Source organism: Pantoea sp. Pa-EAmG (genome assembly GCF_030024295.1).
Taxonomy (GTDB): domain Bacteria; phylum Pseudomonadota; class Gammaproteobacteria; order Enterobacterales; family Enterobacteriaceae; genus Pantoea; species Pantoea dispersa.
Window position 1 is genome coordinate 1 of the sequence record NZ_JASEWO010000123.1, and the last position, 14,321, is coordinate 14,321.

Here is a 14,321-nt window from a genome sequence, read left to right on the forward strand (position 1 = left end):
CTTATCCTGCCGTGCGAAAAAATTTTTTTTGCGATTATTTTTCCATCATCCCGTGCGGCTTTAACTATTCTTTTGGCGTACCCCATCGTGCCGTAACGGGAAAAAGCCCAGCGTTAAGGCCACTTATTTCTTCAGCCCCTGCCTTATGACAGCACAGATGCACCAGAAACGTTAAGCAGTCAGCACCGTCAAAGTGCAGGCGAGTTATTACTGCGGGCAATTGTTAAGATTTTCTCATCAATTATGGCGAGTTTCGCTGCCTTTTACCCCGGTTGAGGCTGCTTTGGCGGATCTGGCCTGAGAATTGCAGTGAATTAACGGTGGAGTGACGAGTCCATGCCGGCAGGATGAACAAGCGCCGCCGGCGACAGCAGTGTCCCAATAGCCATTGTGCATGACTGTATGCCAGACGACACAGAGCGGGAGCATTCAGGCGAATAATCTGGAAGGAGAATGTCAGATGCTGAGTTTACGTTCGGTGAATCAATTTTACGGTCAGAACCATATTTTATGGGATGTGGATCTCGATCTGCCGCCAGGCACCTGCACCGGCGTGCTGGGCAGCCCGGGGATGGGCAAAACCACGCTGGTGAACTGTATTATGGGTCGCCTGCCCATTAATAGTGGATCGATGACCTGGCAGGAAGACGGCGCGCCGCCGGAAAACCTGCTGCTGCAGCCTGCTGAGCAACGCGCGCGCATGGGCATCGGCTACGTACCACAGGGACGCCACATCTTTTCCCAGATGAGCGTGGAAGATAACCTGCTGATTGCGCTGATGGCGGCACAGGACGATCGCAGCCGCGCCATTCCCGAGATGGTGTTCGATCTGTTTCCGGCGCTCTACTCGCTGCGTCACCAGCGCAGCGGCGAACTGCCGATGGATCAGCAGCAGCAGCTGGCCCTGGCGCGCGCGCTGGTGCTGCAGCCGAAACTGCTGATCCTGGATGAACCCACCGAAGGCATGTCGCCGTGGCTGGAGGAGGAGATGGGGAATCTGATTCGCCGCCTGAACCGCGACTATGGCCTGACGATTCTGCTGCTCGAACAGCATGTGTCGTTCATTCGCCGCGTGGCGGACTATTTTCTGCTGCTGCATCGTGGCCGCAACGTGGCGCAGGGCAGCGTGGCACAACTGGATGATGTCACGGTGAATAAGTGGTTAACGGCCACCTAGCGTCGGTAGCGTGCGGCGCAGAGTGCTGCGCCGCCGCGCCATTTACTGTGGCAGGGTAAGGTAACGGCCACAGTCGGCCTGCTGCGCCGCGCTGCTCAGCCACGGAATCTCACCGAGGAACGGGGCCGCAATGCGCTGTTGCAGCGTCGCCAGATATTCCGCATGTCGCTTACCCGGCGGCTGGATGTCATTGGCAATCCAGCCGGCGAGGCGCAACCCGCGCGCTTTCACCGCTTCCGCCGTCAGCATGGCGTGGTTGATGCAGCCGAGCTTCACGCCGACCACCAGAATCACCGGCAGCTGCTCGGTGGCGACCCAGTCGGCGTAAGTTTGTGTCGCGGACAGCGGCGTGAACCAGCCGCCCGCGCCTTCCACCAGCACCCATTCAGCCTGCTGTTCCAGCGCGCGTAAGCCAGCGGAGAGCTGCGCAAATTCAATCGGTCTGCCCTCTTCCGCGCTGACGATATGCGGCGACGTCGGTTCGATGAACGCCAGCGGGTTTACCTGCTCATAGCTCAGCGCCAGGCTGCTGTAGCGCTGCAGCGCCAGCGCGTCGCTGTTGCGCACGCCGTCGGGCGTAATCTCGCAGCCGGAGGCCACCGGTTTGTAGCCAGCAGTGCGTAATCCCGCAGCGCTGGCCGCCTGCAACAGAGCGCCGCTGGCGACTGTTTTACCCACTTCGGTGTCAGTTCCGGTAATAAACCAGCGTGTCATTTTTGTAAAACTCCATACATCAGGTGATAACTGAGACGATAGCCGTGCGCATCCTGCGGCCAGTGCTGCTCCAGCTGCGCCAGCTGCGGGCGCGTCAGCAGAGCCGCGTGTCGCCCATCGTGCAGATGCGTTGCGCCGATGCCTTTCAGCGAGCGCATGGCGCTGAGCGCGCTGGGGAAGTGCAGCGTGACGATCTGCGTCTGGCTGCGCAGCGGCAGGCCCGCGGTCGCCAGGGCAAAGGCATCGCCGCTGAGGAAGCGATTGGCGTGACGCCGACCATCGATCTGCGCCCACGCCTGGTGCACCTCCTGCAGCGAGCCGTCGAGCAGCGTCGAAAACAGCACGCTGCCGCCCGGGCGCGTCACGCGCAGAAACTGCAGCAGCGCGGTGCGCAGATCGCTGCTCCACTGCACCGCCAGGTTGCTCCAGACGCCGTCGACGCTGTTATCCGCCAGCGGTAACTGGTCGATATCGCCCTGTAAATAGTCGTGCGCCGAGTGCTGTTCGCGTGCCGCCTGCAGCATCGCCGGTGCCAGATCCAGCGCGCAGACCTGGCGACCGCGATCGCGCCAGTAGCGGCTGAACCAGCCGGTGCCGCAGCCGGCATCCAGTAGCTGCGGGCCAAATCCGGCCGGCGCCAGCGCCAGCAGCGCCTCGCCGCTCTGGCGCTGCAGCTGGGCATGCTGTTCGTAGTGCGCGGCCGCCCGGCCAAACGCCTGCGCCACCGCCTGTTTATTCACCTGCAGCGTCATACAGTGCCTCCAGCAACGCGTCGATATCTTCGGGATGATGCGCCGCGGTGAGCGTAATGCGCAGCCGCGCGGTACCCGGCGGCACCGTCGGTGGCCGGATCGCGCTCACCCAGCAACCGGCCTGCGCCAGCCGCTGCGCCAGCGCCAGCGCGGCGTGGTTTTCACCGACGATCAGCGGCTGAATGGCGCTGTCAGAGGCCATCAGCTGCCACGGCAACTGCGCCGCGCCCGCGCGAAAGCGGGCAATATTTTGCTGTAACCGCGCGCGCAACGCGTCGCCCTGCTGGATCTGCGCCAGCGCCGCCAGCAGCGCACAGCACTGCGCCGGCGGCATGGCGGTGGAATAGATTAAATGGCGCGAGAATTGCTCGACGTAATCTGCGGTAGCGTCATCACACAGCAGCGCGGCGCCGCTGACGCCAAAGCCTTTACCAAAAGTCACCACCAGCAGTTCCGGTTTCACCTGCTGCTGCCAGCAGCTGCCGCGCCCCTGCTCACCGGTGACGCCAATGCCGTGCGCATCGTCCACCAGCAGCCAGCCGCCCGCGCGCCGGGTTTCGGCGGCAAGTTCAGCCAGCGGCGCACTGTCGCCATCCATGCTGAATACGCCCTCGGTCACCACCAGCGTGCCGCCTTCCGCGCGCGTCGCCAGCAGCTTCGCCAGGCTGGCCGGCTGGTTGTGGGCAAAACGGCGCAGCGTTGCCGGACTGTGGCTGGCGGCATCCAGCAGCGAGGCGTGCGCCAGTTTGTCAGCGATAATGCGATCCGACTTTTGCGCCAGCAGATGGATCACTGCCTGGTTGGCGGCAAAGCCGGAGATAAACAGCAGCGCGCGCGGGTAGCCGAGCCAGGACGCCAGCTGCTGCTCCAGCTGCGCATGGTGACGGCTGTAGCCGGTGACGTGGCCGGAAGCCCCGGCACCGACGCCCGCCTCGCACACACCCTGCTGCCAGGCGGCCATCACCGCCGGATGCTGGCTCAGGCCGAGGTAATCATTGCTGGAGAAGTGGCGATAGCGCTGCCCGTCGAGGGTAATTTCACGCACGCTGTTGTGCTCAATGCGCCGCCGTTGCCGCCAGCCGTCGGCGGCACGCTGCGCCGTCAGCGCCTGCGCAATACGTTCAGACCACATTTACACGGCCGCGTTATAGAACTGCGCGCTGTCGGCGTGCAGCAACTGCTCGCTGAGCTGATGCTGCTGTTCGTTATCGCCTGCAGTCGTAGCGGTGTGCTCCGGATTCAGGCCCAGCTTGCGGAACAGGATCAGATCTTTGTCCTCTTCCGGGTTCGGCGTGGTCAGCAGCTTGCAGCCGTAGAAAATCGAGTTGGCACCCGCCATGAAGCACATCGCCTGGGTCTGTTCGCTCATCTGCTCGCGACCGGCCGACAGGCGCACGTGCGAGGTCGGCATCATGATGCGCGCCACGGCAATGGTGCGGATAAAGTCGAACGGCTCGACGTCATCGTTATCCGCCAGCGGCGTGCCTTTGACTTTCACCAGCATGTTAATCGGCACGCTCTCCGGCGGCGTGGGCAGGTTGGCCAGCTGCACCAGCAAACCGGCGCGGTCGTTGACCGTTTCGCCCAGCCCGACAATGCCGCCTGAGCACACTTTGATGCCGGCGTTGCGCACTTTATCCAGCGTATCAAGACGCTCCTGATAGGTACGGGTGGTGATGATGCTGCCGTAAAACTCCGGCGAGGTGTCGAGGTTATGGTTGTAAAAATCGAGCCCGGCGCTGGCCAGCCGCTGCGCCTGATCGTGGTCGAGCGTGCCCAGCGTCATGCAGGTTTCCATGCCCATGGCTTTCACGCCCTGCACCATCTGCTCAAGGTACGGCATGTCGCGCTCGTGCGGGTTTTTCCACGCTGCGCCCATGCAGAAGCGGCTGGAGCCGGCTGCTTTGGCCTTGCGCGCCGATTCCAGCACCGCTTCCACCTCCAGCAGGCGCTCGGTTTCCAGCCCGGTTTTGTAACGCGCGCTCTGCGGACAGTATTTACAGTCTTCCGGACAGGCGCCGGTTTTGATCGACAGCAGCGTGCTGACCTGCACCTGACGCGGGTCGAAGTGCTGGCGGTGCACCTGCTGTGCTTCAAACATCAGCTCGAGAAAAGGTTTATCAAATAGCGCCTGAGCCTGAGCCAGTGTCCAGCGATTAGCCATTGCTTACTCCAAAAAAGGGGGTTCATCCTGACGATTAACGTGGTTATACTTGTAAACTAAATCTTTTCAAAATGGTTTACAAGACAGATGTTCACACAGGACGACCTCCGCTTTGACCGCCAGCATATCTGGCATCCTTACACCTCAATGCGCGATCCGCTGCCGTGCTACCCGGTGGTGGCCGCGCACGGCTGCACGCTGCAGCTGGCCGATGGACGTGAGCTGGTCGACGGCATGTCGTCGTGGTGGGCAGCGATCCACGGCTATAACCATCCGCGCCTCAATCAGGCGTTGCAGCAGCAGATGGCGCAGATGTCACACGTGATGTTCGGCGGCATCACCCATCCGCCAGCCGTGGAGCTGAGCCGCCAGCTGATCGCCATGACGCCCGAGGCGCTGGAGTGCGTGTTCCTCGCCGATTCCGGCTCGATCGCCGTCGAAGTGTCGATGAAAATGGCGCTGCAGTACTGGCTGGGACGCGGAGAGACGCGGCAGAAATTCCTCACGCTGCAGCGCGGTTATCACGGCGATACGTTTGCCGCCATGTCGGTCTGCGATCCGGAAAACTCCATGCACAGCCTGTGGCGCGGCTACCTGCCCGAGCATCTGTTCGCCCGCGCGCCGCAGTGTGGCTTTGACGATGACTGGGATGACAACGATATTGCCGATTTCGCCCGGCTAATCGAGCAGCACCATCGCAGTATCGCCGCGGTGATCCTCGAACCTATCGTGCAGGGTGCCGGCGGCATGCGTTTCTACCATCCACGCTATCTGCAACAGGTGCGGACGCTGTGCGATCGCTACGGTTTATTGCTGATTGCCGATGAGATCGCCACCGGCTTCGGCCGCAGCGGCAAGCTGTTTGCCTGCGAACACGCCGGCATCACGCCGGACATTTTGTGTCTCGGCAAGGCGCTGACCGGCGGCACCCTGACGCTCTCCGCCACCCTGACCACGCGCGACGTCGCCGATACCATCAGCCGCAGCGCGGCGGGCTGCTTTATGCACGGTCCGACGTTTATGGGCAATCCGCTGGCCTGTGCGGTGGCAGTCGAAAGCCTGAAGCTGATCAACGAAGGGCACTGGCCGGCGCAGGTGGCGGCGATTGAACAGCAGCTGCGTGCGGAACTGCTGCCGCTGCGCGACCATCCGCTGGTGGCGGATGCGCGCGTGCTGGGGGCGATTGGCGTGATTGAAACCCATCAGCCGGTGAACATGGCGGCGCTGCAGCAGTTCTTCGTGGAACGCGGCGTATGGATTCGCCCATTCGGTAAGCTGATTTACCTGATGCCACCTTATCTGATTTCTGCCGCACAGCTGACGCAGCTGACGGCGGCGTTAAGCGCTGCACTGGCGGTGGACGGCCACTTTCAGCCCTGACACCGCTGGCACTCGCCGCCATTTTCCACCATCATGGAGAGCAGTACACAACAGGAAAGGAGAGATCATGCGCGTAGTGAGCCAGGATTTTAACGATGGCGATAAAATGCCCGAGCGCCACGTGTTTAACGGCATGGGTTACCAGGGCGATAATCTGTCGCCGCACCTGGCATGGGATGAAGTGCCGGCCGGCACCAAAAGCTTTGTGGTGACCTGCTACGATCCGGATGCCCCGACCGGCTCCGGCTGGTGGCACTGGGTGGTCGCCAATATTCCGGCTGAGGTGACCGTGCTGTCACAGGGCGCCGGTTCCGGCGTGGCGGAACTGCCGGAGGGTGCCATTCAGACGCGCACCGATTTCGGCCAGAACGGTTACGGTGGTGCAGCGCCGCCGCAGGGCGAATCGCATCGCTACATCTTTACGGTGCATGCGCTGGACGTGGAGAAAATTGAGGTGGACGAAGGTGCCAGCGGCGCGATGGTCGGCTTCAACGTGCACTTCCATGCGCTGGCCAGCGCGTCGATCACGGTGAAATACGCCTGATTGCATAAGGTGCGCATCGCTGCGCACCCTGACAGAGGTCGCCGTAGATGGCGACCCTGCATGACCGAAGCGCGTTCCTCAGTCCAGCGCGTGAATCACTACCCACATCGGGCCCTGACCCACGGCGTAACGCGCCAGCGGTTGCAGTAGGCCACGATCGCCAATGCGATAGACTTCAATGTGATGCGATTTCTGCCCCGCCGCCACCAGATACTGACCGCTGCCATCAATGTTAAAGCCACGCGGCTGAGTTTCGGTCGGCTGATAACCTTCAATCGTCAGCACCGAGCCGTCCTCACTGATACTGAACACGGTCAGCGTGCTGCTGGTGCGGTCACAGGCATACAGGAAGCGACCGTCCGGGGTGATATGGATATCTGCTGCCCAGCGTGTATCGCTGAAGCCCGGCGGCATGATATCAAGACTCTGCACGCGCTCGACCTGGCCGTTAACATTGTTCAGTGCCCAGACGTCGACGGTACTGTCCAGTTCGTTAACCACATAGCCATAGGCACCGTTCGGGTGGAACGCCATATGACGCGGGCCGGCGCCTTCTACGGTGGTCACCTGTGGCTGCGCGCGCGGTGCCAGCGTGCCGTCGGCCTGCAGCTGATACAGGCAGATGCGATCCTGCTTCAGCGCCGGTACAAACAGCGTCTGGTTGCTGAGGTCGATATTCGCCGAATGGCAGCCTTCCAGCCCGTTAATTACCTGCAGCGGCGCCTGCGGCAGGCCGTCGCTGCCAATCGGGCTGATGCTGACGCAGGCATCGTTATAGGAGCCGCAGAACAGATAGTTGCCCTGGCGGTCGGTAGAAATGTGAGTCGGGCTGCCCGGCAGCGGCGCTTCACCGGCCAGGCTCAACGTACCGTCGGCCGCAATGCGGTACGCCAGTACGCGAAAATTCGGACGCACGCCGACATAGAGAAAATCTTTCTTCGGGCTCACCACCATCGGCTGCACCTGGCCAGCCACATCCGTGACCTGCAATAACGTCAGTGCGCCATCTTCCTGCATCTGCCAGGCGTGGATCTGCTGGCTCTCGGGACTGGCGGTATACACGACTTGTTTCATGCGTTTTCCTTATTCGCTGCCTGATGAAAAACAGTAACTGTAGCGCGTTTCACCGCCGCGCGCTGGGCTGATTTGTGCCCTGCTTTTTGTCTCAGGGCCGCTGGCGGGTGTAGACTTACTGCTTTGCTAACTCCAGACGGAAAGTGTAATGAGCTATCGCGTAATCGCCCTTGACCTCGACGGCACCCTGCTGACCCCAAACAAAACCATCCTGCCAGAATCCCTTGAAGCCTTAGCCCGCGCGCAACAGGCTGGCGTTCAGGTGCTGATCGTCACCGGTCGCCATCACTGCGCGATTCACCCGTTTTATCAGGCGCTGCAGCTGACAACGCCCGCCATCTGCTGTAACGGCACGTACCTGTACGATTACCAGGCGCAACGGGTGCTGGCTGCCGATCCGCTGGAGAAAAGTCAGGCGGCGCGAGTGATTGAGATGCTCGATCAGGAGAATATTCACGGTCTGCTGTATGTCGATGATGCGATGCTGTACCAGGAAGCGACCGGCCATGTGACGCGCACCCTCAACTGGGCGCAGTCGCTGCCGGAAGCGCAGCGCCCGCTGTTTGTGCAGGTGCCGAGCCTGGCGCAGGCGGCGCACGACGCGCAGTCGATCTGGAAATTTGCCCTGTCGCATCCGGATACCCGCGCGCTGCAGCAGTTTGCCGAGCGCACCGAACGCGAGCTGGGTCTGGCGTGTGAATGGTCGTGGCACGATCAGGTCGACATCGCCCAGGCCGGCAACAGCAAAGGCAAACGCCTGGCGCAGTGGGCGGCGAGCCAGGGTCTGAGCATGCAGGACGTGCTGGCGTTTGGCGACAATTACAACGATCTTAGCATGCTGGAGCAGGCCGGGCTGGGCGTGGCGATGGGCAATGCCGATGACGCCATCAAAGCACGCGCGCGCAAAGTGATCGGTACCAACCTTGAGCCGGGCATTGCGCAGGTGATCTACCAGGAAGTGCTGTAACGCCAGGCTGGTCGCGGCACAAGGCATCTGTAGGGTTGACCGGAAAAAAGCGCGAAAAAACGCGCTGATCCGCAGACCGGACGTACCGCGCTGTCGTCCGGTTTGTGTTACGCGGTAATCGACACGCTCTTGATCTGCGCATACAGCCACTGATCGGGCCGGATATTCAGCTCGTCGCGCGCCCACGGTGAAATGCGCGCCCACAGCTCGCTGACGCCGATGCGCAGCTTCACTTCGACCTGGTCGTCCAGCTCCAGCAGCTCCACCACCTGCGCCGGTAAAATATTGCGGATCGAGGTATTTTGCGGCGGCTGCAGCGCCAGCGACACGTCCGCCGAGGCGATACGGATGCGCAGTACGCTTTTCACCGGCTGATTCACCCGGCTGACCCAGATGTGCTGATCGCCAAGCGACAGCGCGGTCATCGGGTAATCCGGATGCTGCTCCAGCACCTGCACGCGCAGCACGCTGCTGCGCTCGGCCGCCGGCAGCCAGGGCCGCATCGCGCTGCTGCCCCACACTTTTTCCAGCGTGCCGAAGGCTTTGACGTTACCGTTATCCAGCACCAGCACCTGATTCGCCAGCTGGACAATCTCCTCCAGGCTGTGGCTCACGTACAGCAGCGGAATCTCCACCTGCTTCGCCAGCTTCTGCAAATAGGGCATCAGCTCGCGCTTGCGTGGCAGATCGAGCGACGCCAGCGGTTCGTCCATCAGCAGGATATCCGGCGCGCTCAGCAGCGCCCGGCCCATCGCCACGCGCTGCTTTTCGCCACCCGACAGCGAGGCCGGATAGCGATCCAGCAGCGCATCCAGTCCCAGCAGCGTCACCAGCGCCCCGAACTGCGCTTTCATTTTGGGCGCCATGCCATACTGCAGATTGCCGCGCACGCGATAATGGGGAAACAGGCGCGCATCCTGAAACACGTAGCCGATGCGGCGTTTTTCCGGCGGCAGATTGATGCCGCTGTCGCGGTCAAACAACAGACGATCGTTAAGCGCAATCTGGCCGCTCTGCGGCTGCGTCAGACCGCTGATAGCATTGATTAATGAGGTTTTTCCTGCCCCGGACACGCCAAAAATCGCGGTGATGCCGCTGGCCGGAATCTCCACATCGACGTTGAGCTGATGCTCACCGAGCTGTTGCGCAATGTTGATTTTCAGCATCAGGCCGCTCCCAGCCGCTTGCGGCCCCAGCGCGCCAGCAGCTCCGAGGCCACCAGCGACAGCAGCGCCAGCGCAATCGCCACCGCGCACAGCCGCGCCGCAGTGCCTTCCGCGCCGGGCGTTTCAATCAGGGTAAACATGGCTGACGGGATGGTGCGGGTTTCGCCGGGAATGTTGGAGACAAAAGTAATGGTGGCACCAAACTCACCGAGCGAGCGTGCAAACGCCAGCACGGTGCCCACGATGATACCCGGAAAAGTCAGCGGCAGCGTGATGGTGAAAAACACCCGCCAGCGGCCCGCGCCTAAGGTTCGCGCCGCCTGCTCCAGCCGGCTGTCTACCGCTTCCAGCGCCAGACGAATGGCGCGCACCATCAGCGGAAACGCCATCACCGCGGAGGCCAGCACCGCACCGCGCCAGCTGAAGGCAAAGGTGATGCCGAACCAGTCATACAGCCAGCTGCCAATCAGGCCGCGCCGCCCGAGCGACAGCAGCAGCAAATAGCCGACCACCACCGGCGGCAGCACCAGCGGCAGATGAATCAGGCTATCGAGCAGGGTTTTGCCGGGAAAGCGACAGCGCGCCAGAATCCACGCCATCAGGATGCCAAACGGCAGGCTGCACAGCACCGCCACGCAGGAAACTTTCAGGCTCAGGAATACGGCCTGCCATTCGGGATCGCTCAGTATCATCTCTTCGGCGTAAATCCATACTGTTTAAACACGGCAGCGGCATCCGGCCCCTGCAGATAGTCATAGAAGGCCTGCACCGCTGCGTTCTGGTGATCGCTGACCACCGCCATCGGGTACTCTACGGGTTTGTGACTCGCTTCGGGGAAGCGTCCGACCACCTGCACCTTATCACTGGCTACCGCGTCGGAACCGTACACGATGCCGTACGGCGTTTCGCGGCGTTCTACCAGCGCCAGCGCGGCACGCACGTTGTTAGCCGGTGCGAGCTGTGAAGACAGCGTGTCCCACGCGCCCAGCTTTTGCAGCGCTTCTTTGGCATAAATGCCCGCCGGCACGTGATCCGGATCGCCCACCGCCAGGCGCTCGCCCTTAAGCAGGTTTTGCCAGTTGGTCTGCGCATTAATGGTCACCGGCTGCGCGTGCGCGCTTTTTGCCGCCACCAGCACCAGATCATTGCCCAGCAGCGTGTGACGCGTACTGCCGATCACGCTGTTTTTCGCCGCCGCATCGTCCATCCACTGCTGATCGGCAGAGATAAACAGATCCGCCGGGGCGCCCTGCTCGATTTGCCGCGCCAGCGTCGACGAGGAAGCGAACGAGGATACCACTTCAACGCCGCTTTTTTGCTGATATTGCGTGGCAATCTGCTGCATCGCATTGGTCAGCGAGGCCGCAGCGAACACAGTAATTTTCTCCGCCGCCAGCGCCTGACCCGACAGCGACACGGTGACCACGGCTGCCGCCGCCCAGTGATAAAGCGTATTTTGCATAGAGAACTCCAGGTTACGTTATATAGTTGATAATACAACGCGAGCCTGAAAGCTGTCATGAGCTTTATATCGGCAAAAACGGCGGGAAGTTAAGGGCAAAACGCCCGCAGCGTGCGGGCGTTAAAAATCAGTGGTGTGAGCTATTGGCGGGACGGTCGTCGCGGCGGCCAAATTTAGAGATGACGTTAAAGACTTCACCCAGGCCGTAAATCAGACCCAGCATAATCGCCATCACGATGGGCACCATGATGATGGCGACCGCCAGGCTTTTTAACAGTTCCAGCATGGAAACCTCGCGCAAAGAGTAAAAAAGTGATTGTAACGGCTGGAGAAAAAAAGGCACTGCCCTTTTCGTGCTTTTACTTTAGGCCTTACAATTGGCGCATTCACCTAAGGAGCTGACATGCAGGCAGAACTCTCTCTTCACATCCGTCTTCAGCAGAAACTGTTTGCCGATCCGCGCCGTATCGAGCTGCTCAGGCGCGTGCAGGAAACCGGCTCCATCAGCCAGGGCGCCAGACTGGCGGGCATCAGCTATAAAAGCGCCTGGGACGCCATCAATGAGATGAATCAGCTGGCGGATCAGACGCTGGTCGAACGCGCGACCGGCGGCAAAGGCGGCGGTGGTGCGCGGCTGACGCGCTACGGCGAGCGATTGATTCAGCTGTTTCAATTGATGGAGCAGATCCAGCAAAAAGCCTTTGACGTGCTGCAAAACGACAGCCTGCCGCTTGACAGCCTGCTGGCGGCGATCGCCCGCTTTTCCCTGCAAACCAGCGCGCGCAACCAGCTGTTTGGCACGGTGCAGGCGCGCGATCGTCAGCAGGTGCAGCAGCATGTTGAGGTACTGCTGAACGACGGCGTGATGCGCCTGCAGGTGGCCCTGACCGAACGCAGCGCGGAGCGGCTGCAGCTCGACAGCGGTAAAGAGGTGCTGGTGCTGATCAAAGCGCCGTGGATCCGCCTGACGCCTGACGCCGCAGAGGGCGATAATCAGCTGCCGGGCGTTGTCCACACCATCGAACCCGGCGAAACGCAGAGTGAAGTGCTGATTGCACTGGCAGGCGGTGAAATGCTGTGCGCCACCGTCCCCAGCCAGGCGCTTCGCCAGCATAATCTGCAGCCCGGCAGCGCCGTGACCGCCTGTTTTAATGCCGAACACGCCATCATCGCCACACTGCTCTGATCTGGCCGCCATGATTTGACTTCATTTCGCTGGCTCGCTACAACTGAGCGACTTGATGCAGAAAACGGAACAAATCATGGCCTCATTGCAAATTTCGCAAGGCATATTTCACCTGAGCGATAGCCGTACCCTGACCCTGCCGGACTTAACCCTGCACAGCGGCGAAAGCTGGGCCTTTGTCGGTGCCAACGGCAGCGGTAAATCTTCGCTGGCGCGCGCGCTGTCCGGCGAGCTGACGGCGGCAAAGGGCGAGCTGCGGCAGGATTTTCAGCGCCGCACCCGTCTGTCGCTGGAGCAGCTACAACAGCTGGTGACGCAGGAGTGGGAGCGCAACAACACCGATCTGCTGAGTGAAGGCGAAGATGACACCGGCCGCACCGCGCTGGAGATCATTCAGGATGAAGTAAAGGATGAGGCGCGGGCGCAGGCGCTGGCCCAGCAGTTTGGCATCAGCGCTTTACTGACTCGCCGCTTCAAATACCTTTCTACCGGCGAAACGCGCAAAACGCTGCTGTGTCAGGCGCTGATGGCGCAGCCGGATTTGCTGATCCTCGACGAACCTTTTGATGGTCTGGATGTGGCATCGCGCGCCAGCCTTGCCGATACGCTGCATCAGCTGCATCGCGACGGCTACACCGTGGTACTGGTGCTGAACCGCTTTGACGATATCCCGGATTTTGTCCAGCAGGTCGGCGTGCTGGCGGAGTGCACGCTGACGCACGTGGGCGCGCGCCAGGCGATTCTCGCCGAAGCGCTGGTGGCGCAGCTGGCGCACAGCGAACGCCTGCAGGGCATGGCGCTGCCGGAGCCGGACCAGCCGGATCAGCTGCCGCAGCTGGCGGCAGATGCGCCGCGCGTTACCCTGCGCAACGGCGTGGTGTCGTATAACGATCACGCGGTGATCGACGGCCTGAACTGGCAGGTCAATCCCGGCGAGCACTGGCAGATCATCGGCCCCAACGGCGCGGGTAAATCGACCCTGCTTAGCCTGGTCACCGGCGATCATCCGCAGGGCTACAGCAATGATTTAACGTTGTTTGGTATTCGCCGCGGCAGCGGTGAAACCATCTGGGACATCAAGCAGCATATCGGTTACGTCAGCAGCAGCCTGCATCTGGATTACCGCGTCAGCTGTAACGTGCGTACGGTGATCCTCTCAGGCTTTTTTGATTCGATCGGTCTGTATCAGGCGGTATCGGATCGGCAGAAAGCGCTGGCGCGCCAGTGGCTGGCGCTGCTCGGCATGGACAATGCGCTGGCCGATGCGCCGTTTCATAGCCTGTCGTGGGGCCAGCAGCGGCTGGTGCTGATTGCGCGCGCGCTGGTGAAGCACCCGACGCTGTTAATCCTGGATGAGCCACTGCAGGGGCTCGATCCCATTAACCGCCAGCTGGTGCGCCGCTTTGTTGATGTGCTGATCGGCGAAGGCCGTACTCAGCTGATGTTTGTGTCCCACCACGCCGAAGACGCGCCGCAGTGCATCACCCACCGCCTGAGTTTTGTAAAACAGGGCGCGGGCTATGCTTATCAGCAGGAGGCGTTGCGTTAGTTTTCATTGATGAGCGGGTCGCCATCCATGGCGGCCCGGCGATAACAGTACGCACCTGACAGATTTCCTTCCCTAAAAATGTAACCGCTACCACTAGCCTGCCGCATTATTCAGCAAACGCTGCACATAAACCCACAAAATGAGAATCGTCACCTTGTGTAAACGATACCATTTATCCAGACTGGA

The 14,321-nt window shown here is 61.4% G+C and carries 15 protein-coding genes; 6 read left to right on the forward strand and 9 right to left on the reverse strand.

The annotated features are described in order from the left end of the window. Positions 1–460: 460 nt before the first annotated feature. On the forward strand, positions 461–1,177 hold the full coding sequence (locus tag QMM04_RS15725; RefSeq protein WP_282996496.1) for an ATP-binding cassette domain-containing protein: 717 nt from the start codon (positions 461–463) through the stop codon (positions 1,175–1,177). Between the two features lie 42 nt (positions 1,178–1,219). Here the strand turns inward: QMM04_RS15725 and bioD are convergent, their stop codons facing one another. Genes bioD through bioB form a run of 4 tightly spaced genes read right to left on the reverse strand, consistent with a single transcriptional unit; the run spans position 1,220 to position 4,807 of the window. Continuing rightward, positions 1,220–1,891, reverse strand: a complete 672-nt coding sequence (bioD, locus tag QMM04_RS15730) for a dethiobiotin synthase (protein ID WP_282996497.1) — start codon at positions 1,889–1,891, stop codon at positions 1,220–1,222. After that, entirely contained in the window at positions 1,888–2,643 is a 756-nt protein-coding gene (gene bioC / locus QMM04_RS15735) for a malonyl-ACP O-methyltransferase BioC (protein ID WP_282996498.1), read from the reverse strand. Before bioC ends, bioD begins: the two co-directional genes overlap by 4 nt. Further along, the gene (gene bioF / locus QMM04_RS15740) at positions 2,624–3,775 is read right to left on the reverse strand and encodes an 8-amino-7-oxononanoate synthase (protein ID WP_282996499.1); all 1,152 of its coding nucleotides are present in this window, start codon (positions 3,773–3,775) and stop codon (positions 2,624–2,626) included. The genes bioC and bioF overlap by 20 nt, the downstream gene beginning before the upstream one ends. After that, positions 3,776–4,807 carry a biotin synthase BioB gene (gene bioB / locus QMM04_RS15745; RefSeq protein WP_282996500.1) on the reverse strand — a complete coding sequence of 344 codons (1,032 nt, stop codon included), beginning with the start codon at positions 4,805–4,807 and terminating at the stop codon, positions 3,776–3,778. Positions 4,808–4,894: 87 nt separating this feature from the next. On the opposite strand from bioB, the gene bioA reads away from it, so the two are divergent. Both bioA and QMM04_RS15755 read left to right on the forward strand, forming a co-directional pair. Then, complete coding sequence (gene bioA, locus QMM04_RS15750; RefSeq protein ID WP_282996501.1) at positions 4,895–6,187, forward strand: adenosylmethionine--8-amino-7-oxononanoate transaminase; 1,293 nt, start codon at positions 4,895–4,897, stop codon at positions 6,185–6,187. Positions 6,188–6,254: 67 nt separating this feature from the next. Next, on the forward strand, positions 6,255–6,731 hold the full coding sequence (locus QMM04_RS15755) for a kinase inhibitor (protein ID WP_021508505.1): 477 nt from the start codon (positions 6,255–6,257) through the stop codon (positions 6,729–6,731). 78 nt (positions 6,732–6,809) lie between these two features. Here the strand turns inward: QMM04_RS15755 and pgl are convergent, their stop codons facing one another. Next, positions 6,810–7,805, reverse strand: a complete 996-nt coding sequence (gene pgl, locus QMM04_RS15760; protein ID WP_058781274.1) for a 6-phosphogluconolactonase — start codon at positions 7,803–7,805, stop codon at positions 6,810–6,812. 148 nt (positions 7,806–7,953) lie between these two features. Here pgl and QMM04_RS15765 point away from each other — a divergent pair, with 148 nt between their 5' ends. Beyond that, entirely contained in the window at positions 7,954–8,772 is an 819-nt protein-coding gene (locus tag QMM04_RS15765; protein ID WP_282996502.1) for a pyridoxal phosphatase, read from the forward strand. A 107-nt stretch (positions 8,773–8,879) separates the two neighbouring features. Here the strand turns inward: QMM04_RS15765 and modC are convergent, their stop codons facing one another. The 4 genes from modC to QMM04_RS15785 form a co-directional block, all read right to left on the reverse strand. Next, positions 8,880–9,938: a molybdenum ABC transporter ATP-binding protein ModC gene (modC, locus tag QMM04_RS15770; RefSeq protein ID WP_150058428.1), complete on the reverse strand. Its 1,059-nt coding sequence runs from the start codon at positions 9,936–9,938 to the stop codon at positions 8,880–8,882. Then, positions 9,938–10,630, reverse strand: coding sequence for a molybdate ABC transporter permease subunit (modB, locus tag QMM04_RS15775; RefSeq protein ID WP_104092706.1), 693 nt, complete (start codon positions 10,628–10,630; stop codon positions 9,938–9,940). The genes modC and modB overlap by 1 nt, the downstream gene beginning before the upstream one ends. Beyond that, positions 10,627–11,400, reverse strand: coding sequence for a molybdate ABC transporter substrate-binding protein (gene modA / locus QMM04_RS15780; protein ID WP_282996503.1), 774 nt, complete (start codon positions 11,398–11,400; stop codon positions 10,627–10,629). The genes modB and modA overlap by 4 nt, the downstream gene beginning before the upstream one ends. 127 nt (positions 11,401–11,527) lie before the next feature. Further along, positions 11,528–11,686 (reverse strand): AcrZ family multidrug efflux pump-associated protein, encoded by a 159-nt coding sequence (locus QMM04_RS15785; RefSeq protein WP_021508511.1) that lies wholly within the window; start codon positions 11,684–11,686, stop codon positions 11,528–11,530. Positions 11,687–11,803: 117 nt separating this feature from the next. Between QMM04_RS15785 and modE the strand changes: the two genes are divergently transcribed. Both modE and modF read left to right on the forward strand, forming a co-directional pair. Then, positions 11,804–12,586 (forward strand): molybdenum-dependent transcriptional regulator, encoded by a 783-nt coding sequence (gene modE / locus QMM04_RS15790; RefSeq protein WP_282996504.1) that lies wholly within the window; start codon positions 11,804–11,806, stop codon positions 12,584–12,586. Between the two features lie 76 nt (positions 12,587–12,662). Beyond that, positions 12,663–14,135 carry a molybdate ABC transporter ATP-binding protein ModF gene (gene modF / locus QMM04_RS15795; protein WP_282996505.1) on the forward strand — a complete coding sequence of 491 codons (1,473 nt, stop codon included), beginning with the start codon at positions 12,663–12,665 and terminating at the stop codon, positions 14,133–14,135. The last annotated feature ends 186 nt before the right edge of the window (positions 14,136–14,321 follow it).

What these genes read in the sequence shown, in the direction of transcription:
- modF (WP_282996505.1), top strand. Translation starts at nt 12,663, where the DNA reads ATGGCCTCATTGCAAATTTCGCAAGGCATATTTCACCTGAGCGATAGC.
- QMM04_RS15755 (WP_021508505.1), top strand. Translation starts at nt 6,255, where the DNA reads ATGCGCGTAGTGAGCCAGGATTTTAACGATGGCGATAAAATGCCCGAG.
- modC (WP_150058428.1), bottom strand. Translation starts at nt 9,938, where the DNA reads ATGCTGAAAATCAACATTGCGCAACAGCTCGGTGAGCATCAGCTCAAC.
- bioC (WP_282996498.1), bottom strand. Translation starts at nt 2,643, where the DNA reads ATGACGCTGCAGGTGAATAAACAGGCGGTGGCGCAGGCGTTTGGCCGG.
- bioF (WP_282996499.1), bottom strand. Translation starts at nt 3,775, where the DNA reads ATGTGGTCTGAACGTATTGCGCAGGCGCTGACGGCGCAGCGTGCCGCC.
- QMM04_RS15765 (WP_282996502.1), top strand. Translation starts at nt 7,954, where the DNA reads ATGAGCTATCGCGTAATCGCCCTTGACCTCGACGGCACCCTGCTGACC.
- bioD (WP_282996497.1), bottom strand. Translation starts at nt 1,891, where the DNA reads ATGACACGCTGGTTTATTACCGGAACTGACACCGAAGTGGGTAAAACA.
- bioB (WP_282996500.1), bottom strand. Translation starts at nt 4,807, where the DNA reads ATGGCTAATCGCTGGACACTGGCTCAGGCTCAGGCGCTATTTGATAAA.
- modB (WP_104092706.1), bottom strand. Translation starts at nt 10,630, where the DNA reads ATGATACTGAGCGATCCCGAATGGCAGGCCGTATTCCTGAGCCTGAAA.
- modE (WP_282996504.1), top strand. Translation starts at nt 11,804, where the DNA reads ATGCAGGCAGAACTCTCTCTTCACATCCGTCTTCAGCAGAAACTGTTT.
- bioA (WP_282996501.1), top strand. Translation starts at nt 4,895, where the DNA reads ATGTTCACACAGGACGACCTCCGCTTTGACCGCCAGCATATCTGGCAT.
- pgl (WP_058781274.1), bottom strand. Translation starts at nt 7,805, where the DNA reads ATGAAACAAGTCGTGTATACCGCCAGTCCCGAGAGCCAGCAGATCCAC.
- modA (WP_282996503.1), bottom strand. Translation starts at nt 11,400, where the DNA reads ATGCAAAATACGCTTTATCACTGGGCGGCGGCAGCCGTGGTCACCGTG.
- QMM04_RS15785 (WP_021508511.1), bottom strand. Translation starts at nt 11,686, where the DNA reads ATGCTGGAACTGTTAAAAAGCCTGGCGGTCGCCATCATCATGGTGCCC.
- QMM04_RS15725 (WP_282996496.1), top strand. Translation starts at nt 461, where the DNA reads ATGCTGAGTTTACGTTCGGTGAATCAATTTTACGGTCAGAACCATATT.